20 protein-coding genes are annotated in these 20537 nt (G+C 63.2%); 3 read left to right on the top strand and 17 right to left on the bottom strand.

What is annotated here, in order from left to right; genetic code table 11:
• Positions 1-7: 7 nt before the first annotated feature.
• The 9 genes from AB1E34_RS05950 to AB1E34_RS05910 form a co-directional block, all read right to left on the bottom strand.
• Positions 8-3082 (bottom strand): virulence factor SrfB, encoded by a 3075-nt coding sequence (locus AB1E34_RS05950; protein WP_372571416.1) that lies wholly within the window; start codon positions 3080-3082, stop codon positions 8-10.
• A 21-nt stretch (positions 3083-3103) separates the two neighbouring features.
• Complete coding sequence (locus tag AB1E34_RS05945; protein WP_372571415.1) at positions 3104-4024, bottom strand: hypothetical protein; 921 nt, start codon at positions 4022-4024, stop codon at positions 3104-3106.
• A gap of 6 nt (positions 4025-4030) precedes the next feature.
• Entirely contained in the window at positions 4031-5704 is a 1674-nt protein-coding gene (locus tag AB1E34_RS05940) for a S1 family peptidase (protein ID WP_372571414.1), read from the bottom strand.
• A gap of 4 nt (positions 5705-5708) precedes the next feature.
• A complete protein-coding gene (locus AB1E34_RS05935; RefSeq protein ID WP_372571413.1) occupies positions 5709-6416 on the bottom strand; it encodes a hypothetical protein in 708 nt (235 codons plus the stop codon).
• Positions 6417-6572: 156 nt separating this feature from the next.
• Entirely contained in the window at positions 6573-7592 is a 1020-nt protein-coding gene (locus tag AB1E34_RS05930) for a diguanylate cyclase domain-containing protein (protein ID WP_372571412.1), read from the bottom strand.
• Positions 7589-8176, bottom strand: a complete 588-nt coding sequence (locus AB1E34_RS05925; RefSeq protein WP_372571411.1) for a heme NO-binding domain-containing protein — start codon at positions 8174-8176, stop codon at positions 7589-7591. The genes AB1E34_RS05930 and AB1E34_RS05925 overlap by 4 nt, the downstream gene beginning before the upstream one ends.
• A gap of 88 nt (positions 8177-8264) precedes the next feature.
• Positions 8265-9824, bottom strand: a complete 1560-nt coding sequence (locus AB1E34_RS05920; protein ID WP_372571410.1) for a trimethylamine methyltransferase family protein — start codon at positions 9822-9824, stop codon at positions 8265-8267.
• A 120-nt stretch (positions 9825-9944) separates the two neighbouring features.
• Positions 9945-10634: an HAD family hydrolase gene (locus tag AB1E34_RS05915; RefSeq protein WP_372571409.1), complete on the bottom strand. Its 690-nt coding sequence runs from the start codon at positions 10632-10634 to the stop codon at positions 9945-9947.
• Between the two features lie 24 nt (positions 10635-10658).
• Positions 10659-10943, bottom strand: coding sequence for a DUF3572 domain-containing protein (locus tag AB1E34_RS05910; RefSeq protein ID WP_372571408.1), 285 nt, complete (start codon positions 10941-10943; stop codon positions 10659-10661).
• 96 nt (positions 10944-11039) lie between these two features.
• Here AB1E34_RS05910 and AB1E34_RS05905 point away from each other — a divergent pair, with 96 nt between their 5' ends.
• Positions 11040-12425 (top strand): diguanylate cyclase, encoded by a 1386-nt coding sequence (locus AB1E34_RS05905; protein ID WP_372571407.1) that lies wholly within the window; start codon positions 11040-11042, stop codon positions 12423-12425.
• 2 nt (positions 12426-12427) lie between these two features.
• Here the strand turns inward: AB1E34_RS05905 and AB1E34_RS05900 are convergent, their stop codons facing one another.
• Genes AB1E34_RS05900 through AB1E34_RS05885 form a run of 4 tightly spaced genes read right to left on the bottom strand, consistent with a single transcriptional unit; the run spans position 12428 to position 14335 of the window.
• Positions 12428-12901: a periplasmic heavy metal sensor gene (locus AB1E34_RS05900; protein WP_372571406.1), complete on the bottom strand. Its 474-nt coding sequence runs from the start codon at positions 12899-12901 to the stop codon at positions 12428-12430.
• Complete coding sequence (locus AB1E34_RS05895) at positions 12902-13261, bottom strand: hypothetical protein (RefSeq protein WP_372571405.1); 360 nt, start codon at positions 13259-13261, stop codon at positions 12902-12904.
• Complete coding sequence (locus AB1E34_RS05890; protein WP_372571438.1) at positions 13254-13859, bottom strand: RNA polymerase sigma factor; 606 nt, start codon at positions 13857-13859, stop codon at positions 13254-13256. The genes AB1E34_RS05895 and AB1E34_RS05890 overlap by 8 nt, the downstream gene beginning before the upstream one ends.
• Positions 13860-13873: 14 nt before the next feature.
• Positions 13874-14335: an EF-hand domain-containing protein gene (locus tag AB1E34_RS05885; RefSeq protein WP_372571404.1), complete on the bottom strand. Its 462-nt coding sequence runs from the start codon at positions 14333-14335 to the stop codon at positions 13874-13876.
• Positions 14336-14567: 232 nt separating this feature from the next.
• On the opposite strand from AB1E34_RS05885, the gene AB1E34_RS05880 reads away from it, so the two are divergent.
• Complete coding sequence (locus tag AB1E34_RS05880) at positions 14568-14969, top strand: DUF983 domain-containing protein (RefSeq protein WP_372571403.1); 402 nt, start codon at positions 14568-14570, stop codon at positions 14967-14969.
• Positions 14970-14991: 22 nt separating this feature from the next.
• A complete protein-coding gene (locus AB1E34_RS05875) occupies positions 14992-15714 on the top strand; it encodes an NUDIX hydrolase (protein WP_372571402.1) in 723 nt (240 codons plus the stop codon).
• Positions 15715-15830: 116 nt separating this feature from the next.
• On the opposite strand, the gene AB1E34_RS05870 is transcribed toward AB1E34_RS05875, so the two are convergent.
• The 4 genes from AB1E34_RS05870 to nuoN are packed head-to-tail and all read right to left on the bottom strand — an operon-like array spanning position 15831 to position 20534.
• Positions 15831-17498, bottom strand: a complete 1668-nt coding sequence (locus tag AB1E34_RS05870; protein WP_372571401.1) for a ribonuclease J — start codon at positions 17496-17498, stop codon at positions 15831-15833.
• A complete protein-coding gene (locus AB1E34_RS05865; protein WP_372571400.1) occupies positions 17495-18274 on the bottom strand; it encodes a type III pantothenate kinase in 780 nt (259 codons plus the stop codon). Before AB1E34_RS05865 ends, AB1E34_RS05870 begins: the two co-directional genes overlap by 4 nt.
• Before the next feature lie 13 nt (positions 18275-18287).
• Complete coding sequence (locus AB1E34_RS05860) at positions 18288-19037, bottom strand: biotin--[acetyl-CoA-carboxylase] ligase (RefSeq protein ID WP_372571399.1); 750 nt, start codon at positions 19035-19037, stop codon at positions 18288-18290.
• Between the two features lie 54 nt (positions 19038-19091).
• Positions 19092-20534: an NADH-quinone oxidoreductase subunit NuoN gene (gene nuoN, locus AB1E34_RS05855; RefSeq protein WP_372571398.1), complete on the bottom strand. Its 1443-nt coding sequence runs from the start codon at positions 20532-20534 to the stop codon at positions 19092-19094.
• Between the last annotated feature and the right edge of the window lie 3 nt (positions 20535-20537).

Raw genomic sequence — 20537 nt, 5'->3', positions numbered from 1 at the left:
TTTCAACCTACAGCCGGAAAAGTCCGGTATCGATCCAATATTCATCCTCGAACCCCAGCGTATGCAGGCGTAGTTGCACTTCGCCGGGCTTCATGCTGTCGCCCTCGGCATCCTCGACCTCGGTGACCGAGAAGGCCTCACGCATGGCTTCGCGGCGCAACACGGTGTCAGAGGTTTCCACGTCGCTGTCCCCGTCAAACTCTGTGCGCTCAAACGTGACATTCAAGGGCGCCCGGCCCTGCGCCGACTGGGTCGCGAAATCCAGCCGATAGAGCGGCGTGGTGGTCCAACGTTCCAGCGGCAATTGCCGCGCGCCCAGATGGATGGGGGTATACATCTTCACGCTGGCTTCCAGATCGCTGGCCGACTTTCGGTCGTCTAGGTCGACATCAGAAAACAGAATGCGGTCCGTCAGGATTTGGCCCGAAGTATCCATCTCGCCGATATAGCGTGCTGTAGACTGCATGCGGAACGCACCGGTCATCACTTTGAAGTTAGGTATCCGCGCCTCACTCAGCGCAATCAGCATACCCCCCACCGCCACGGTCGATTTGGGATCGCCGATGCGCTGGGTCACCGGATCGCGGAACGGGTACCAGCGCCCGGTCTTGTAGCTGTGCATCGGGATCAGCCGGTGCGGCGGCACCACCATCATCTCCTGCAGGATCGCCCGCACCGCTGGCAGGCGCGAAGGACGCCCGGTGATCAGCACGACATCAACACCCAGATGCGCGATCACCTCGCCCATGTTGCCCAGCGCCTTTTGCAACACCTCGCGCGCGATGGCATCCACCTCATCCCGGCTGAAGGACAGGACGACATCGCGCAGATGGAACGTCTCGGCGCCGAGTGTGCGGGCGGGCTGTTCGATATAGTCGGTCAGCACATCCGGCAGGCTGGCATCACCACCATCCGACAGCGGCAGGATATCGGCAATCGTCAGATCAAGCGGGGCAAACTCATCGGCGGTCTCGCAGGCCTCCAGAATCGCTACCGCCAGCGGCATCAGCACCCGCAGTGCAAATTGCCGCCGTTTCTGGATGCTCTGCTGATCGAGGCCGCCGGTGTCGCCTGCAAAAAGCTCGCGGATCTTCTCGGCGGCATAGCGCCCGCCTCCCTCCTCGATTGCCGATTGCAGCCCCGGCAGGATGATCGAGGCGATGACCCGCTGCAACAACTCGTCACCCGCAACCCGAAACCCCTCGCGGAAGGTCTGGCGCGGATGCAGCACGCGCCCCGCCTCGCCCCAATAGGTGGTGACCATCAGATCGGTGGTGCCGCCGCCAATGTCGATGGAAGCCAGACGCAGCGAGGGCGTCGGATCGGCCCCGTCGGACCGCGCCCGCAGGCGGCCCTTGAGTTCCAGAAACCGGTCGATGCGACCATCGAATTTCTGGGTGAGTTCGGAATAGAGATAGACAAGCTGGGTGCAGCTGGCCTCATCCCATTCCACGATCAGTTCAGGCGGTTGCGAGATCGCGCTTTCGCCTGTGCTGAGACCCATCAGCGACCAGACCAGCGCCAGCGCGCCCTTGGCCTTGGACCGGATAATCGCCTGTTCCTGCGCCGTCGTTGCAGTCGGCAGGGTCAGGATGATCCGGTCAAGGCGGCGCGGCAGTTCCGATTGCGCCCGCCGCGCCCGGCTGGCTGGCGCGTTCACCTGGATCAGCGCATGCGCGATGATCTCGGCCAGCATGAACCCAAAGAGCGAGGCGCGCGCAAACCGCGGCCGGATCGCCGGGTTGGTCTGCGATTTGCCACGCGGGCGCAATCGCGCCTTCTCATCCGCAGCGATCTGTTCCAGCACATCGCCATTTTCGTTCAGAAACCGCATCCCAGCCCGCAGCGATTTCGGCAGGTTGTTGGGATCGGAATGGTGATGGAACCGCCAGTCCTGCTGCAAAGGCGTGTCATCCCAGAGGTAGCGTTTGGGGCTGGACAGCCCCGAGGCGGTCTCGGTCCCCTCCTCACCTGCGACAAGTCGCAACGCCTCGGGTCCAGTGCGCACAAAGCTGGGCCAGATGAAGGCGTTGCGCCGCCCGGACCGGCTGGCGAAGCGTTCGTCGCCCATGCGGAACTCGGAAAACTCCACTCGGCTTTCAAAAAGGCCGGAATAGGTCCGCTCCGGCTGCGACAGATCACGGATTTCCAGCGGGTAGGATCGCGCCAGATCCAATCGTGTCTCACCGGGGAACCGTTCGATCAGGATACCGCAGGTGCGTGAATTGCCCACGTCCAGCACCAGTTCCACATCCACCGGCGTCAGCCCATCACGCGTTGAGACGGTATTGGCCAGCCGCAGACGCGGCACGCAAACCGCGTGATTGACCAACCGCAGATAGGCCAGGTAACGCGCCCAATGTTCGAATTTGTGCGGCAGCGTGTCAGAGGTAATCCGCCTGCCGGGCCGTTCAGCGCGCTTGAAGGCGATGAAGGCCTCCTCCAGCCAGTCGGACACCCATTTCTGCAGATCAAGCGCCTGCCCGTCGCCGTCGCTGTCCAGTCGGCGCAGGAACCAATCCATATGGGCGGGATCGGAGACAAAACGGAATTCACGCGATTTTTCGGCATCCGCGCGCTCGGGTGCCAGATAGCGATCCGCCTGCGCGGCCTCGATCAGCGCGGTGTCGATGGCCAGTTGCACGCGATGGGTATTGCCGTCTTCGCCCTCGGGACTGTCCAGTTCCACCACCCGCATCCGCGCCCAAGTTGAGGGGCCGGGATCGAAGCGTTCTTCGCCACCAGGGCCGCGATCCGTCTTGATGCGCAGCACCGGAACCGGCACCCATTTCGACAGGAACGGCTCCAAAGCGGCGACAGGACGCACCGAATAGGGATCGTCATCGTCACGAGCGGCATCCTCGATCGCCTCATCGGTTTCGGCATCACCGGTGAGCGGCATCAGCGCCCATTCCTCGTTGGCGTCATCGCCACCGACCTGGCGTTCGATGAAACGAGCGTTCTTGACCTCCACCTGATCCAGCCGGAATCCGAAATCGAGGATCTGCACGCCCGAATAGGGCACAAGCGTCACCTCGTCGCGCCAATCGACCAACCGGGCCAGATGTTCACTGCTTTGCATTCACGTCTCTCAATTCGGGCCTCAGTTCGGCGCTTCGGGCACAGTGTAGGACGCATCCTCCAGCCCTGCCAAGCGCTTGATTTTCTGGATGAGATCAGGCAACAGCCCGCCTTCTTTCTCGGGCTGCGGCGCGAGTGGTTCTGCGGGCGCTGCCTCGGCAGGAGCAATTGGCACCACCGGCTTGCAGGCGCGGTCGGTCAGCGCGATCTCATGTTGCAGGCGCGCGACGCGGTCGTTCAGCACCTGATATTCGGAATAGGCCGCCGACAGTTCCGCCGTGTCTTCATGGCAATGATCGGGGCCAAACGGGCTCAGCCCGCAGGGATGGATCATCAGATAGAGGATCAGCCCCAAAAGCGCCGCCAGCAATAGCCAGCCCAGCAGGATCAGCCACCACCAGACCGGGCTGGTCCAGACACTGGCCACCGGGCCGGATTGCACCGCACTCAGCGGCTGCGCGCGTGGCACCATCTTGGTCAGCACGCCGCGCACCGCCATGCGTTCGCCACTGACCCAGGCCCAATGCACCAGCACCGGGTGATCGCCATCAGCGCTGCGGACCACGTGGATCATGTCTTCGGAGGGGATCTCGACCGCGTTGCGCAGCGCCTCGCCCAAACGGTGATCGTCCGAGCCCGGTCCCGCATCCAGTGTCTCCGCCTCGGCCAGAATCGCGGAGATCATCTCGCCCAGCCGAGCCTTGAGCACGTCCTGTTCCTCGGGCGCGAGATCAGACAGGCGCATGGGTCGCCCGGCCATCGGCGCGTGCCAGTCGATGCGGTCGCCATGGGGCGTGCTGACCGGTTCGGCCAGAAGATTGGCATAGTCAGCCCCCAGCCGTTGCCGCAGCGCCCCGGTTACCAGCTCGTAGGAGCGCTGCGCCGCCGTGCCCAGCGGTTGCAACCCTTCCGAGGTGGTGGTTGTGAGCAGCGCCTCAAACACCCGACATCACTCCTCTGCCGGGACCGATTGGGCGACTTGCGGGCGGACCTGCGGCGCGCAGGCCTCCTCGGTCAGGACCGGCTGGGCGGGTGTACCCTGCAGGAATTCCAGCACATCTGACATCGCCAGCGCATAGCTGCGATTTTGCAGTGGCCCTTTGCGCACGAAACTGTTGATCCCCACGACCCGCCCGCACATATCCACCAGCGGACCGCCGGAATTTCCGGTGCTGAGCGGCGCGGAATGCATCAGCACATTGGTATCCGGCGCCAATTGCTGTTCGGTATTCACGATGCCATCGGTCACCGTCAGCGCAGGCACCGCACCGGCATCGCCACGCATCAGACCGGCGAAATCAAGGTCCAGTTCCAGAACGTCACCGGGAAACCCTGCTGCAATCACATTGCTCAGGCGCAGCGATCCGGGCGGTTGATGCAGGGTGAAACCGGGCAGATCATTCGCCTCGACCTGCAAAAGTGCAAAATCATCCCCGGTCTCGGCCAGCGGGCCGGAGGCTTTGAGCACATCGGCCGCCAGAGGCTCGGGCAAGGCCTTGCCGATCACCACGACGCGGGTTTCGGGGCCCAGGTCGATGACATGCTGGTTGGTCAGGATATGGCCATTGCCGATGGAAAAACCCGACCCTGCCGCGACGCCGGATGGCCCTTCGGCCAGCACCAGCACCGTGCGGTTGTCGAGATGGGTGACCAGATCGTCGGGCTGGTCCGGCGCCTCCGGGTTCGGCACCAGAACGCGATCAGCCTTGTTGGGCAGCAGCGCGTCAGGCGCGGCGGCGGCCTGTTCGGGGAATGCGGTGCCCTCGGCGGGTGGCAGCAACCCTTCGGGCGTCAGGCCACCGGGCAGGATCAGCACGCCGTCAGCGCGGCAGACCGCTCCGTCCAACGCGGTTTCCAACGAGGCGATGCGTTCCCGCAGGCTGGCGTTGAGCGCGTTTTGCGCATCAAGCGTCCCGGCCTCGGTGATGCGCGGCGGCTCTTCCGGCAAGAGCCGCGTGCCCGGCTGCAAGAGCCAGAACAGCACCGCCGCGGCGATCAGCAGCAGCACCAGCAGCGGCACCCAGGCAAGCAGCGACAGGCGCGCGCGAGGTTCGGGCTCGTCGATCGGGGGCGGTGCGGGAACCGGCGCTGCGGCAACCGCAGGCGCAACGGAGGGCTTCGCGGCGGCGGTGGGCTGGCGCATGAAGCGGCCCAGCGTAGCCTCGAAATGTGCAGGCCGCGCTGCTGCGCTGGCCCCGCGCCCGTCCGGCATCAGACCCCAGTTCACGATGAAGGGGCGGCCATCCGCCACCATCACATCGTCCGCCCCATAGGTGGTCAGCGCACCCCAGGCCAGATCGCTCTGCGCCGGATCTTCAGCCAGGGTCCGCAAGGGGCGCAGGTGATCGGACAGATAGGCCGAGATTCGGTCCTGCTCGGCAGGGCTCAACCGGCTGAGCGGCTGCGCCTCGCCGGCCGCGTCCGCATACCAGGCCACGGTTGGGGCGGCCTCGTCATTGCCGCGGCTGATCAGCGGCTCGGCGAACAAAGCCGCCACTTCGGGCCCGGCCCGTTCCGACAGCAGCGCTTGCAAGTCGGCATGTCGCTCCAGCACCGGCGCATCAGCGGCGCGCACGAAGTCATCCGGGGCCACGCGGATCTTGGACAGGAACTGATTGGCCATGAGGTTACCTCCGCGCCCGCCGCAGTGTCGCAGAACTGCGGCCGTTGGTTTCCGGTTGATACGTGTCGCAATTGGCGTTGCCGCGATTGTCGATACTGCAATTGATATCGCGGCGGAAAATCGACGAGCCATTGTCGCATTGCAGGTTGCCCGGCTCGCGCATGGTCAGGCGGCCATTGCCCGGCAACTGCCCCGACAGGCGCCCCTCGCAGCGAATACCCCCGGTCGAGCGCATCACCTGCGTACCATTGCCATTGCGGTCGAAACAGATGCGCCAATAGCGGAACCGTTCGATCTTGCCGGTGTTGATCTCACGCACCGCGTAATCCGACGAGAGTTCCCAACAGCCTTCCATCACCGAGATATCATCATCGTCGAACGCGTCCGGGTCCAACCCGCTGGGGGTCTGAGGTTCCGGCGGCGGCGGTGGCGGAGGGGGTGGCGGCGGCGGAGGGGGCGGCGGCGGATCAGCCTTGCAGTGATAAAGCGCCAGCTCGCTTTCCAACTCGTTCACCCGCGCCACCAGATCAGCATTGGTGACATCGCTTCGGGCCAGATCGGCGCGCAGGCGCTCGGCCTCGGGGTCTTCGCAGAATGAAATGACGCGATCCGTGAACGGCAGGCGCACGCCACAGGATTGCAAAAGCAACGCGGCAGAGGCACCGATCAGGGCGACAAGCACTACTGCGAAAGCCGCAACGAGAAACCGCATAATCACCCAGGCGTCCGTCCTTTGTCAGATCGGGTCCGCCTCCAAACCACTTTGGGCGAGTTTATGACGCAGGCTTTGCGGGCCGCAAGCCCCCGTCTTTGCACGTAACCGTGGGGTCGTGGGTTTCCGCCGGTCCGGCGGCGGCTTCGCGCAGGCTCAGTTCATCCGGCCCCTCGAATCGGTGCTGGTGATGGCAGGCGGCGCGGTCATGGACGGGTCAAAGAAGCGATGCCCGGCGCGACCCCCATGTTTGGCGGCATAAAGCGCAAGATCGGCCGCATGCAGCAGCTCGCCCGCTTCGACCCCGGCCTGCTGATCGGACAGCACGGTGCCCATGCTGCCAGAGATGCGGCATTCTTCGCCATTATAGCCGATCGGGGTTTCCAGACGTTCGATCAGCCGCTTTGCGATCGCGTCCAGTTGTTTGCGGACGCGCAGCTTGGGAAAGACGATCACGAACTCATCCCCTCCGACCCGTGCCACGGTATCGTCGCTGCGGGTCACATCCACCATGATGCGCGCCACCTCCTGCAGCACATGGTCGCCCGCCGCATGGCCCAGCGTATCGTTCACGGCCTTGAAATAATCCAGATCCACATGCATCAGCGCAAAGGGCACCGACGCGGCCAGATAACGCTGCAGAATCAGGTCCAGCGCGCGGCGATTCTTCAATCCGGTGAGCGTATCGGTGAAGGCCTGTTCCTCGGCTGCGATCTTGGCGCCCTGAAGCCGGACATTGAGATTGCGCGATGCCTCCATCGCGGCGGATTTGGCCTCGATCAGGTAGAGCAGTTCGATCGCTAGATCGGTATGCGCGAAATCGGCGGCGCTGAGCCCGTATTGACCCACCCCATCCAACAGCGAGATACCAAAGGACATGTTCACCACCGCCCCGTCCCCAAAGGGTGCAAGGCTCGCCTTGAACGAGGTTTGTGGGCTGTCGCGAAAGCGCAGGTGCAGCCGCCCGTCCGGCACGTCCAGCAACTCTTCCATCGACATGACGCGGCGGGGGCGCAAAACCTCGAACAGGTCCAGAAACCGCCCGCCCACGACGCTGCGATCCGGGCGCAGCTTGCAGAGCGTGCCTCCGGCTTCGACCACATGCCCTGTGGCACTCAGCATCAGATGCATGGGACATAGTCGGTCCAGCACGTCTGCGAACTCTTCTTCCGTCATCCCGCACGCGCCCCCAATTCGAAACTGCGCCCTTCGGCGAAGGAGCTTTCGATCAGGGTGATCTCGATGATTTCAGCGCTCCCGGTGGCACCCTTGTGGTCGAGAATCGCCAGCGCACCGTAATCATCCGCCATGGCTCGCAACACACCGGTCATGACATCGGCGTAGCCCGGCAACCCCGGCTGGCAGGTCAGCGTATAATGGCCAAGGGCGTATTCCCGCAATTCCAGCGCGGGCAAGGTCAGGTCGGACACCGCCATGCGGGCCCGATCAGGCAGATCATCCAGCGAGTGCAGAAATTCCACATAGGTCACCCCTCCGAACCGCAACAGCCGCCGCAGGGATTCGGTATTGAGGTTCGAAACCAGATAAGTCCCCAGATCTTCCAGCAGATCGCGTCGGTTGCGGCCAAGATCGCGCACAATTTCGACCAACACCCTGTCGGTCATCTCGTTTTCATAAATCAGCATCGGTTCGAATTCGACGAACCCAAGCTCGGCGGCTTCGGTCACCCGGAGCCAGCATTCACGACCGTAATTGTGGCATACGAAAGACTGGATCGCCCTGTTTATCAGCCCATGCATGGCCTCACCCTAATCTGCGTCGACACAGTGTCGCGCCGAAAGGATTAAGAAATTGCCAACGCGACAGGGTGAATGGAAAATATTCAGGTCAGAAATCGGTGGGCGCACCGCCTTCGGCCTTTCGGCGCGCCACGAAATCCGCCAACTCGTCTTGGATGCCTGCATCCATTGGCGGGGCCTCGAACGCGCCGACGATTTCCTTGAACATGTGATGCGCCCGTTCCGCCGTCCAGACCGCGCCCGCCTCTTCCCAGGCTTCGAAATTGCGCCAGTCGCTCAGATAAGGCTGATAGAACGCCGTGCTGTAGCGGTCCTGCGTATGCTGGATGCCAAAGAAATGGCCGTCATTGCCGACCTCGCTGATCGCCTCCAGCGCGATGTCCTGGGGCGTCGTCGCAGTTACAGAAGGCTCCATATACCGCTGAATATGCTGTAAAATCTCGCAATCCATGATGAATTTCTCGGGGCTGGCGATCAGCCCGCCCTCCAGCCATCCGGCAGCATGGTAGACCATGTTGGTCCCCGACTGCACCGCCGCCCAGAGCGAATTCGAGGTTTCCCACATCGCCTGACCATCGGGCACATTTGCCGCGCAAACCCCCGATGAACGCATCGGCAAGCCATAAAAACGCGCCATCTGTCCGGTCATCTGGGTCGAGCGCATATATTCCGGCGTACCAAAGGCTGGCGCACCCGATTTCATGTCAACATTTGACGTGAAGGTCCCGATAACACAGGGAACTCCCGGCCGGACATATTGGAACAACGCGATCGCGCAGAGCGACTCGGCCAGAGATTGCGCCACCGCGCCCGCCATGGTCACCGGCGCCATCGCGCCTGCCAGCGTGAAGGGAGTCACCACAATCGCCTGCCCGCGCCGCGCCAGCCGCAGACAGCCATCGATCATCGGGTGGTCGTGTTTCAGCGGCGAGGTCGAGTTGATGTTGGTATACATGCGGGGTGAGGCCTCGAATTCCTCGTGGCTCAGCCCACCCGCGATGCGCACCATCTCCATCACGTCCTCGACGCGTTCCTTGCCCAGCGAATAGGCGTGCATCACCTTGTCGCTGAGCGTCAGCTTGTCATAGAGCACATCCAGATGCCGCACCGAGGCATGGATATCGACCGGTTCCACTGGATAGCCGCCCGCAAAGTGGATGCAATTGAAATACTGCGTCAGTTTCAGCAGATTCCGGCATTGTTCCCGATTGCCCGAGACCTTCTTGCCGATCTCCATGTCCCAGTAATTCGGCGGCGATGACACATTGCCGAACAGCATGGCATTGCCCCCAACCGTCAATTGCCGGTCGAGGTTGCGCGGGGTGAGCGTGAACTGGCTGGGGGCTTTGCCGATCATCTCCATGACGAAATCGCGGCCCATCCGCACCACTTCGCCCTCGACCGAGCATCCGGCCTCGCGCAGGATGCCCAGCGCCTCTTCATTGAGGAACGCGATGCCGATCTCTTCAAGGATGCGCATCGCACCTTCGTGGATGGCCTGCACGCCCTCGGGATTCAGCGGTTCGATGGGGTGGTCGATATTGACGGGGATGCGCCAGGACATCTGATCGATGACCGCCGATCCCCGCCTTGCGGCGGCACCGGCGCGCCCGCCGCCTCGTTTTCTGCGTGTGGCGCTCTGGTTCATGGCACATCTCCCCTCGCTGCCTGCAAGGAAGCCTCAGATGCGCTGCGCACCGCCGCTCTGTCCGCGACCTGATAGGTCGCTTTTCAATCCTCTACGGGCGGATTTGCGCGTTTGAATGGCCTAGAGCCCCAGCCAGCCCGGTATCTCGCCGATATGCTCCAGAACCACATCGGCATGAGGCGCAAGCTGATCCGCAGGGGCCATGCCGGTCAGCACAGCCACGGTTCGCATCCCGGCAGCACGACCGGCCAACAGGTCATGGGTGCTGTCGCCCACCATGGCGACACGCTCGGGTGCGACATCAACATGGGCGGCAAAAGCCAGCAACTGACCGGGTCCGGGCTTGGCCCCGTGGCCGCTGTCGGACCCGGCGATGAAATCGAACCTGTCCTGCACCCCGGCCCCGCCCAGATGCACGCGCGCGGGAGCCTCGGCGTCATTGGTGGCGACGCCCAGCTTCAGACCATGGCCGCGCAGGTGGTCCAGAAATGGGCCCAGCGGCACCGCCTCGGCCTGTGGGGCCTGCGATGCCTCGTGGTTCAGCATGTCGATAAGGGCGGGTTTGGTCATGCCGGGCACCCATGGCGCGAGGACCTCGACAATCTCGGCAGGCGTTCCGGCGATCACGATACTGTCGGGATGATAGCGACCAGCGTGCAGGTCAAAGCCGACCACCTCGCCCAGTTGCGCCGCGCGGACAAGGTCACCCTCTGCCAGTTTGATCATGAGGGCGCGCGCGAATGCCTCCCAGGTGGCAGCAAAGTCGAACAGGGTTCCGTCCTTGTCGAACAGGATGGCGTCGATCTGCATGAAAAACTCCGTTTGGTTTGGCACTCAGGTCCAGTGCATTCCGGCCTCGCCCGCAAGGGCGGCACGGGCCTGCATCGGTTGATCATACGGAACGGCGCAGGCGTCGCAAAACGCGACGATCCAGGCATCGTCCATCATCAGGAAATCCAGCACCGAAAGCAGAAAGTCCGGGTCACCGGCATTTTCACGCAGCTGCGCCTCATCCGCACCCGTCGAGCCCAGAAAGACCGGCAGCAATTCATCATTTCCAACCAGCCAGGCCAGCGCGCGCAGGGCCAGCGTTTCAGCGGCAGGGGCGGAAAAGGACATGAAACCTCGGGTCTTTGCGGCTGCGGAAAGGGATTCTTAACCAGTTTCTTAAACATATCGGAAGGAATGAAAAGCAGTTGTCGATGGGATGTTTCGATGCAGGGAACAATTTTGATACTGGACGGCGTGTCCACCAACCGGATCATGCTGAAGGTTCAGCTGTCGGCCGCCTGGTATCATGTGGTGCAGGCCGCAACCCTTGACGGGGTGATGGCACTGATCCACCGCACCCATCCCGATCTGATCATCTCGGCGATGGACCTGCCCGATGGCGACGCGCTGGAGTTGCATCGGATGCTGCAGGCCGAAACCGCGACGGCCAATATCCCGATGATCGCAATCGCGCGCCAAAACGATCGTGGCGCCAAGCTGCGGGCGCTGGCGGCGGGGATTCACGACGTGCTGTGCCAGCCCTGCAATGACGTGATCCTGCTGGCGCGTATCCGCAGCCTGATCCGCATCCATGGCAATCTGGGCGAGTTGCAGCGTCAATCCGCCTCGCAGGCGGTGGGTTTTGACGAGGCGCCCAGCCCCTTTGCCCCGGCAGAGAGAGCCGCCTCAGTTGCGGTGATTGCGCAGAGCTGCGGAACCGGCGCGGTTTGGCGCACGCAACTGCGCGAGCAGGTGGGCCACCGGCTGGATCTGGTCACCTGCAACGGGCTGCACGGCCTGCCCGGTCAGGGAGCGCCAGATGCGCTGATCGTGGAGCTGTCCGAAGGCGCGGCGGGCCTGCGCCTGCTGGCCGATCTGCGCGCCCGCGGGCTGACCCGCAACGCCGCCGTGATCGCGGTGCCCAAACTGCCCAGCACGCAACGGGCCGCAACAGCCCTTGATCTGGGAGCCGATGACGTGTTGATGGCAGGGTTCTGCCCCCGCGAGGTTGCCCTGCGGCTCGAAACGCTCTTGCGGCGCAAGGCCCGTGCCGACCGCTATCGCGACAGCGTGCAAGCAGGGCTGAGGGCAGCAACGCGCGATTCGATGACCGGGCTCTACAACCGGCGCTATGCGCTGCCCGCCCTGGGCCGGCTATTGCGCGGGCCCAAGACACCGGATGCGGGGTTTGCGGTGATGATGGTCGATCTCGATCACTTCAAGTCGGTCAACGACACCTATGGGCATGCGGCGGGGGATGCGGTGCTGATCGAAACCGCGCGCCGCCTGCGCGGCAACCTGCGCGCGCAGGACCTGATCGCCCGGATCGGTGGCGAAGAGTTTATGGTCGCGCTGCCCAACACGCCGCGCGAAGACGCGGACCGGGTGGCAGCGCGCCTGTGCCGGGAAATCAACGGGCAGCCCTTCAAACTGGGGGCAGGCACCGCCCCCATCCATGTCACGGCCAGCATCGGTGTCGTGGTCGGCGAGCCGGAAAGCGCGGCATCGGGTCAGAGCGACATCGAACACCTGATCGCGCAGGCCGACAAGGCGCTTTATGACGCCAAACATGCCGGTCGAAACTGCTACATGCTGCAGCAGGCTGCCTGATGTTAGTTCTTGCCGCCCTTGTGGCGTTTGCGCTGCGCCAGCTCTTCCAGCCGGTCGGCATAGGCCTGCCGTTCCGCGTCATCCATGCTCAGCACCTGCTCGATCCAGGCGGTCTGCATCGCCATGAACACCGCGCTGCGGGCCTTGGCCTGTTCACGGATCACATCCTGCAACGCCTGTGGATCAAAGGGGTCGGCATCCAGCACGGCAATCACCGCCTTAAGATCACTCTCTTTGGCGCCGCGCCTAGCTTTGTGAATATCGCGCGTCTGGTTGCGTAGAGACTTGCGGTCGTCATCGGGCAAGGCCCGGTAAAGCATGGAGCCCACCGTTTTGGGCATTGGCCGTTTGTGATCATCCCCGCCAAAGCGCAGCATCGCCCCCACAGCCAGCCCCGCAACCGCCAAGTTCAGCGCCAGCGAGACCCCCAGCAGCAGTTTGACCCAGGTCCGGGTTCTGTAAACGGTTTCTGCCATTTAACCCTCCTCCAGCGCGACATCATTGAAGGCAAAGCTCTGGAACAGCTCCAGATCCTCTTCCTGCTGGAACACCAGCCCGGCAGGGTCCGGCAGGAATTCCGGCGGGGCCAGACCGATCCAGACCCCGGCAGCACTTGCCGCAACAAGCCCACCCATCCCGGCCCAGCCGCCAAGCAGGGACTGAAGCTGATCCCAGAGACCCCGGCGTCGCCGGACCGGCGCGACCGGTGTCATTTGGTCCTGCCGAAAGCGGTCGGCATCCGCCATCATCCGCGCGGCCAAACCCTCAGGCATCTCGTCCCGCGTGCTGCGCGCTGCGGCGAACAGTGCTTCCAGATCCTTGTCAGTCTTAGTCATCGCCATATCCCAATTCCGCACGCCGGTCGGCCAAGGCCTTGGCAAGTGCTCTTTTGCCCCGGGCGGTCAGACTTTCGACCGCCTCGACGCTGATGTCCATGATCCCCGCGATCTCGGGGTTTGACAGCTCTTCTATGTGGCGCAACACCACCGCCTCGCGCTGCCGGTCAGGCAGTTGCATCAGCGCGCCCTGCAAGGCGTCATGGCGGGCCGCATCCTGCAGCCGGTCCGCCGGGCCCGGCGCGCTGTCTTCGGGTTCCGGCACCGCGTCGATATTCAGCGGCTTCTTGCGCCGCTTGATGTCGAGGCACAGGTTCAGCGTCACCCGATAGAGCCAGGTCGAGACTTTGGCCTGCCCCTGCTGCCAGTCCGGGGCCATACGCCAGAGCCGGATCATCGCCTCCTGCGCCACATCCTCGGCCTCGGCCCGGTTGCCCAGCACTCGCAGCGCCACCGCATAGGTCCGGGGGCCGAGCCGATCCGTCAGCTCGGCCGCCGCCTGCCTGTCGCCCCTGGCGAACATCACAAGCAGGGTATCGTCGCTGAGCCCGGTCACGATTGCATCGTCACCGGGCCCGGCCGAAGATATCACCGGCAGATCTTTCACACGGATCAGTTCTGTTGCGCGTCGCCGTGCTTGTGCTTGCCGCGTTTCTTGCCCATCTTCTGGCTCGCATCCGCAAATTCCTGCTGCGAGATGGAACCGTCATCATTGGCATCCATCCGGTCGAACATCCTGGACGGGTCGCGCCGTTTCGGCATCTCGTCCTGGCTCAACTGACCATCACCGTTGGCGTCGCGACGTTCAAGCATCTTTGCCGCTTTTTCATTGGCGCGTGTCTGACCTGCGGCCTGCAGCTCTTCGAGGCTCAGCGTGCCGCTGCCATCGGTGTCAACGGAGGTGAATCGCTGTTCCTGCCATGCCTGTACCTCTTCGATTGTAACCTGACCGTCGCCATCGGCATCCAGCACCTCGAAGGCGACGCCTTTGCCCGGCCCCTTGGCCATTGCACCGCTTGCGGCAATTGCCGTCGCCAGAACCACAACTCCGCCGATAAAGCCTGCATGTTTCATCTTGGTCTTCCTTTTCTTTTGCGACGGCCCCCTGCCGCCGATCATGCAACTCAAACGCAGGCCAATCGGGAATCCGTCGCCGATCAGGCAAAGTTTTTTCAGCCCCCGCAAGTTCATGCTAAGATGCCTAAACCTGTCACCTTTTGCGGCATGGGGACGCAAGACGAACGCGTCCTCTTTTCTGCTGCACGGATTCAGGGCAAAAGAGCGGGTGATTTGCATTGAGGGCACCATGACCGATCAAGCCATTGAAGCGACCCAACCCGTCTCGGACCGCCCGACCTGGCCTGCGCTGGCCAGAGGGTTCCGGCGCAAATGTCCGCGTTGTGGCAAGGGGCCGCTGCTGTTCAATTTCCTCAAGGTGCATGACACGTGTGGCGAATGTGGTCAGGAGTTCTTTCATCACCGCGCCGATGACGGGCCCGCCTATCTGACCATTCTGCTGGTTGGCCACCTGATGGCGCCTGCGCTGCACGTGGCTTTCGTGCAATGGCGTCCGGAACCTCTGACACTGTTTCTGATTTTTGCGGTTGGTTGCCTGGCGCTCTCGCTCTACCTTCTGCCCAGACTGAAGGGCGCGGTTGTCGCCTATCAATGGGCGCGGCGCATGCACGGTTTCGGGCGCGCGGACTGAGCCCTCCGAAGCAGGCTGGGGCATGAGCGAAGACAAGACAGCAATCCGGAACGCAGCGACGGTCATCGTATTGCGGGATCGTGAGACGGTGCCGTCAGTGCTGATGGGGCAGCGCGGGGCCAAGGCGGCCTTCATGCCCAACAAGTTCGTTTTTCCCGGTGGTGCCGTCGATGCCGCCGACCGCGAGATCGCGCTGGCCGCGCCGCTGCCCGCTCTGTGTCAGAACCGGCTCACCGAAGACGTCTCCGAAGATATCAGCAGCGCGCTGGCCATCGCCGCGATCCGCGAGCTGTGGGAGGAAACAGGGCTGATCCTGGGCCAGCCCGGCGCATGGGACGAGCCGGTGCCCGAGGATTGGCAGGGTTACGCCGCGACCGGGCATCTGCCTGACGCGCAGAACCTGCAATTTGTCTTTCGCGCCATCACCCCGCCGGGCCGTCCGCGCCGTTTCGACGCGCGCTTCTTTCTGATCGATGCGGCCCATATCATGGGCGACCCCGACGATTTCTCGCGCGCCTCGGACGAGCTGTCGCATCTGCAATGGATTCCGTTGAGCGAGGTGCGAACCTTCGACCTGCCTTTCATCACAGAGGTGGTGCTGGCCGAGATCACAGAGGTGGTGCTGGCCGAGATCACCGAGCGGGCGCAGGACCTGACCCCGCCCGTCTCGGTTCCGTTTTTCCGCAATGATGACGAACAGAGCCTGTTCCTGCGTCTGCGCGGTCACCCCATGACCAGTGACTGAGCCCACTTTTCATAGACACGCTATTTGGCCCAAAAACCGGTTCCCACTTTTGGATTGCGCATTCTTGGTGACGCGCAATTTGACCCAAAAACCGGTTCCCGCTTTTTGGATTACGCTTACCGCATCCGGCTGACCACCACTGTCACTTCGGGTTTGCGGCCGATCTCGGTCAGCGCTGATTGGCGGGTGATCCGACGCAACGCCTCTTCCAGCTTGTCGTCATCGCGCAGGGTCTTCTTGTCGGCCCGCATCAGAAACTGGTTCAAATCCTCTTCCAGCACCTCGATCAGCGCCGCGCGAGAGCTTCCGGTTTCCGGCAAGCCCTTGGTGTCGCACCAGGGTTCGCCCAGCGGCTCATCCTCTTCATCGAGAATGGCGGTCACGATCACGTGGCCGTTCAACGCCATGCGGATACGGTCGCGCACCACCCCGTCCAGCGCCCCAATCTGGACGCTGCCATCCAGATAGGTGCGGCCGGTCTCGATATAATCGGCGACCTTGGGCGCATTGCCGCTGAGGTCCAGCATCATGCCGTTGACCGCGACAATCCCGGCGCGGCCTGCGGCCTCGGCCAGTTTCGCATGCTCGCGCAGGTGGCGGTGTTCGCCATGCATCGGGATCACCATCTGCGGATCAACGATCTGATGCACCCGCTCCAGATCGGGGCGGTTGGCGTGGCCCGAAACGTGATAGAGCCCAGAGCTGTCATCCACCACATCCACGCCCATTTCGCTGAGCTGGTTGATGATGCGGATCACACCCTTCTCGTTGCCCGGTATGGTCTTGGACGAGAACAGGAACAGGTCGCCCTCGGCCAGCGACAGCCCGCGATACTTGCCGCGGGCCAGCTGCGCGCTGGCGGCGCGACGCTCGCCCTGGCTGCCGGTCACGATCAGCATCAGGTTGCCACGCGGCACATCCTGTGCCTCTTCCGGGCTGATCACCTTGGGAAAATCGCTGAGCACGCCGGTCTCGACCGCCGCCTCGATCATCCGTCGCATGGCGCGGCCCAGCAGCACGACCGACCGCCCTGCCCGCGCGCCCGCCTCGGCCAGCGTCTTCACCCGTGCCACGTTCGAGGCGAAGGTGGTGGCAACCACCATGCCCTTGGCCCCGGCCACCAGCTTGGTGATCTCAGGCCCCACTTCGGATTCGGAGCGGCCCGGATGGGTGGAGAACACATTGGTGCTGTCGCAAACCAGCGCCTTGACCCCGGATTTCGCCACATCACCCCAGAGATCGGGATCAAACGCCTCACCCACCACCGGGTCGGTGTCCAGCTTGAAATCGCCCGAATGCACGATCCGGCCGCCCGGCGTGTCGATAACCAGCCCCGCGCTTTCCGGGATCGAGTGCGACACCGGCAAAAATCCCACCTTGAACGGCCCAGCCTCGATCTGCTCGGGCCAGGACGAGGCGGTGCGCACGGCTTCCGGCGCATGTCCACGCTCCTCCATCTTGCGGCGTGCGATATTGGCGGTGAAGGCGCGGGCATAGACCGGCACGTTCAGCGCTGCATAGTTGAGCGAGACCGCGCCCACATGGTCTTCATGCGCATGGGTGACGAAAATCGCCTCCAATTGGTCGGCACGTTCCTTCAGCCATGTAAGATCGGCAAAGATCAGGTCGACGCCCGGCGTCGTGTCCATATCGGGAAAGGCCACACCCAGATCGACCAGGATCAGCCGTTCCTTGCCAGGTTTTCCGTAGCCATACACATAGGCGTTCATGCCTATCTCGCCCGCCCCACCAAGGGGCAGGTAAATCAAACGTTCATTGCTCATTGAGAGCCATTTTCCTTGTTATAGCGATGAATCACGGTCAGTCCGTGCATCGTCAGATCATCTTCGAAAGCATCAAACAACTGGGCGGATTGCTGGAACAGAGGTGCCAGCCCGCCGGTTGCGACGATTTTCATCGGGGTACCGTATTCGCCCCGTATACGGTCGCAGACCTCACGCACCAGCCCGACATAGCCCCAGAACACGCCGGATTGAATGCACTCCACGGTATTGGTTCCGATCACCTTTTGCGGCTTGGAAATATCCACATGCGGCAATGCCGCCGCCGCCAGGTGCAGCGCTTCGAGGCTGAGGTTGACGCCAGGGGAAATCACGCCGCCGACATAGGCCCCGTCATGGGCCACAACGTCAAACGTGGTCGCGGTGCCGAAATCCACAACGATCAGGTCGCCGCCATGGCGGTCAAACGCACCTGCGGTATTGACCAACCGGTCGGGGCCGACCTGCGTCCCCTCATCGACGCGCGGCTGCGCGGGCAGCAGACAATCGGGTTTGCCCACCACCAGAGGGCGGCAGCCAAAGAACCGATCGGCAAAGACGCGCAGGTTGAACACCACGCGCGGCACCGTGGACGAGATCACCACATCGGTGATTTCCACGTCGATCCCGTAATGTTTCACCAGCGTGGAATACCAGGTGAAATAGGCATCCGCCGTGCGCGCATGATGGGTCGAGGTGCGCAGGGTGCACAGGAACTCCTGCCCGTCCCAGATCGAGAACACGGTGTTGGTGTTGCCGCAATCGATGGCCAGTAGCATGTGCTTCGGCTCCTCAGAAATAGATGTCGGCGGCGGGTATGCTGACGCGGCCTTTGGCGGTCAATAAGACAAGATTGCCCTGCCCGTCCACCGTCTCGAACGTGCCGACCGTCTCGCTGGTGGAGGTCCGCGCAGTGATCACCTCGCCCAGCCGCGCCGCGCGGGCCAGCCAGGCCTGCCGGATCGGCTCAAACCCGTAGCTCTGGAATTGCGTCTCGTAGCTTGCATAGGCGACGGCAAGCTCGGTCAGGAAATCCTCTGGCGCAACCAGCGCGCCGGTCTCGGAGAACAGCGAGACGGGACGCACGGCGCCAGCCTCGACCTGCGTCGCACTCGGGGCCTCCGCCAGATTAACGCCGATACCGATCGCCAGATAGGTGACACCCTGCCCTTGACCTGCGCTTTCCAGAAGGATGCCCGCCAGCTTGCCACCGTTGAGCAACACGTCATTGGGCCATTTCAGCGCCAGCCCATCCGCCCGCCCGGTCACCGCAACACAGGCATCAAACAGTGCAAGCGCGGCAACAAAGCTGCGCAGTGCTGCGTTTTCCGTGCTGCCAAAGGGGCGCATCACCAGGGTCGCCGCCAGATTGCCGGTCGGATTGGCCCAGGCCCGCCCGCGACGGCCGCGCGCGGCACTCTGGCGATGGGCCAGAATCCATTCCGGTCCGGCCAGCGAAGGCGCGATCCGCGCGGCCTCGTTCAGGGTGCTGTCGACCTCGTCCAGCACCCGCTTGCCATAGGCTTCGGGCCAGATGCTCATGGCAAAAAGGCCCGGTTCAGCAACCGGGCCCCTTTTATCCGCTGAGAACTGCGATCAGTTGACAAGGGTTGCCGCCGCCGCTGCCGCCGCACCTTCAACGCCGAACTGGTAGAAGACGCCAACAATCATCAGCGCCGCCGAGGCCATCAGCGCGCCCCAAAGCACGGGCGAGGAGTTGGTGTCGAGCTGATCCTCGTTCTCAGCCCCGAAATACATGTAGAAGACGATACGCAGGTAATAGAACGCACCGATTACCGAAGCGATGGCCGAGGCCACCACAAGACCAAACAGATCGGCCGAGATGCCCGCCTGCCAGACGCCGAATTTGGCGAAGAAGCCCAGCATCGGGGGCACACCTGCAAGGCTGAACATCAGGATCAGCACCGCCAGCGCCTTGGCCGGTTCGCGGCGCGAATACTGACGCAGCGCGTCGATATCGGTGACCGGCTGGCCGTCGCGCTCCATCATCAGGATGAAAGCGAAGGTGCCCACATTCATGGTCACATAGATCGCCAGATACATCAGCATCGCCTTGATGCCCATCTCGGTCCCGGCGGCCAGGCCGATCAGCCCATACCCCATATGCGCGATCGACGAAAACGCCATCAGCCGCTTGATATTGCGCTGCCCGATCGCGGCGATCGCGCCGAGGAACATCGACAGGACCGAGAGCAGAACGATCACCTGCTGCCAATCGGTCACTGCGCCGCCAAAGGCATCGTGCATCACACGTGCAAACAGCGCCATCGCGGCCACCTTCGGCGCGGTGGCAAAGAAGGCAGTGATCGGCGTGGGTGAGCCCTCGTAGACGTCCGGCGTCCACATGTGGAAGGGCACGGCGGAGACCTTGAAGGCCATACCCGAGATCAGGAAGATCAGGCCAAAGAGCATGCCCAGCGACATATCGCCATGGGTCGCCACCTGCACGATCCCGGTGAAGAGCGTGGTGCCTGCAAAGCCATAGACCAGCGATGCGCCATAAAGCAGCAGACCGGAACTCAGCGCGCCCAGCACGAAGTATTTCAGGCCGGCTTCGGTCGATTTCGCGCTGTCGCGACGCAGGGCGGCCACCACATAAAGCGACAGCGATTGCAGCTCCAGCCCCATATAAAGCGACATGAGGTCCCCGGCACTGACCATCATCATCATGCCAACCGCAGCCAGCGCAATCAGCAGCGGGTATTCGAACCGCAACAGCCCCCGGCGCGACATGTAGTCCTGGCTCATCACCAGGATCACCGCCGCCGAGAGCAGCACCGCAACCTTCGAGAACCGCGCGAAGCCATCATTGATGAACATGCCGTTGAACGCCACCTGTGTGGCATTCGGCTGTGCCGCGATCCAGATCGCCAGCGCCGCCATCAGCCCGGCGGTGGTCCAGACCAAGAGCGGCCCCAGCGCGTCCTTGCGCGTATAGACGGCGCCCAGCAGCGCGGCCATCGCATAGACGGCCAGCACAATCTCGGGCAGGATTACGGTCAGATCAGCCTGGATCATCTC

This window comes from Ruegeria jejuensis (assembly GCF_041537905.1).
In the GTDB taxonomy this organism is placed as follows: Bacteria; Pseudomonadota; Alphaproteobacteria; order Rhodobacterales; family Rhodobacteraceae; genus Ruegeria_C.
The sequence above is the reverse complement of the archived record's forward strand: the minus strand, read 5'-3'. Positions and strand labels throughout refer to the sequence as shown.

What these genes read in the sequence shown, in the direction of transcription:
- AB1E34_RS05875 (WP_372571402.1), top strand. Translation starts at nt 14,992, where the DNA reads ATGAGCGAAGACAAGACAGCAATCCGGAACGCAGCGACGGTCATCGTA.
- AB1E34_RS05915 (WP_372571409.1), bottom strand. Translation starts at nt 10,634, where the DNA reads ATGCAGATCGACGCCATCCTGTTCGACAAGGACGGAACCCTGTTCGAC.
- AB1E34_RS05930 (WP_372571412.1), bottom strand. Translation starts at nt 7,592, where the DNA reads ATGACGGAAGAAGAGTTCGCAGACGTGCTGGACCGACTATGTCCCATG.
- AB1E34_RS05910 (WP_372571408.1), bottom strand. Translation starts at nt 10,943, where the DNA reads ATGTCCTTTTCCGCCCCTGCCGCTGAAACGCTGGCCCTGCGCGCGCTG.
- AB1E34_RS05935 (WP_372571413.1), bottom strand. Translation starts at nt 6,416, where the DNA reads ATGCGGTTTCTCGTTGCGGCTTTCGCAGTAGTGCTTGTCGCCCTGATC.
- AB1E34_RS05865 (WP_372571400.1), bottom strand. Translation starts at nt 18,274, where the DNA reads ATGCTACTGGCCATCGATTGCGGCAACACCAACACCGTGTTCTCGATC.
- AB1E34_RS05920 (WP_372571410.1), bottom strand. Translation starts at nt 9,824, where the DNA reads ATGAACCAGAGCGCCACACGCAGAAAACGAGGCGGCGGGCGCGCCGGT.
- AB1E34_RS05950 (WP_372571416.1), bottom strand. Translation starts at nt 3,082, where the DNA reads ATGCAAAGCAGTGAACATCTGGCCCGGTTGGTCGATTGGCGCGACGAG.
- AB1E34_RS05940 (WP_372571414.1), bottom strand. Translation starts at nt 5,704, where the DNA reads ATGGCCAATCAGTTCCTGTCCAAGATCCGCGTGGCCCCGGATGACTTC.
- AB1E34_RS05895 (WP_372571405.1), bottom strand. Translation starts at nt 13,261, where the DNA reads ATGACTAAGACTGACAAGGATCTGGAAGCACTGTTCGCCGCAGCGCGC.
- AB1E34_RS05925 (WP_372571411.1), bottom strand. Translation starts at nt 8,176, where the DNA reads ATGCATGGGCTGATAAACAGGGCGATCCAGTCTTTCGTATGCCACAAT.
- AB1E34_RS05860 (WP_372571399.1), bottom strand. Translation starts at nt 19,037, where the DNA reads ATGAGCATCTGGCCCGAAGCCTATGGCAAGCGGGTGCTGGACGAGGTC.
- AB1E34_RS05900 (WP_372571406.1), bottom strand. Translation starts at nt 12,901, where the DNA reads ATGGCAGAAACCGTTTACAGAACCCGGACCTGGGTCAAACTGCTGCTG.
- AB1E34_RS05905 (WP_372571407.1), top strand. Translation starts at nt 11,040, where the DNA reads ATGCAGGGAACAATTTTGATACTGGACGGCGTGTCCACCAACCGGATC.
- AB1E34_RS05885 (WP_372571404.1), bottom strand. Translation starts at nt 14,335, where the DNA reads ATGAAACATGCAGGCTTTATCGGCGGAGTTGTGGTTCTGGCGACGGCA.
- AB1E34_RS05870 (WP_372571401.1), bottom strand. Translation starts at nt 17,498, where the DNA reads ATGAGCAATGAACGTTTGATTTACCTGCCCCTTGGTGGGGCGGGCGAG.
- AB1E34_RS05880 (WP_372571403.1), top strand. Translation starts at nt 14,568, where the DNA reads ATGACCGATCAAGCCATTGAAGCGACCCAACCCGTCTCGGACCGCCCG.
- nuoN (WP_372571398.1), bottom strand. Translation starts at nt 20,534, where the DNA reads ATGATCCAGGCTGATCTGACCGTAATCCTGCCCGAGATTGTGCTGGCC.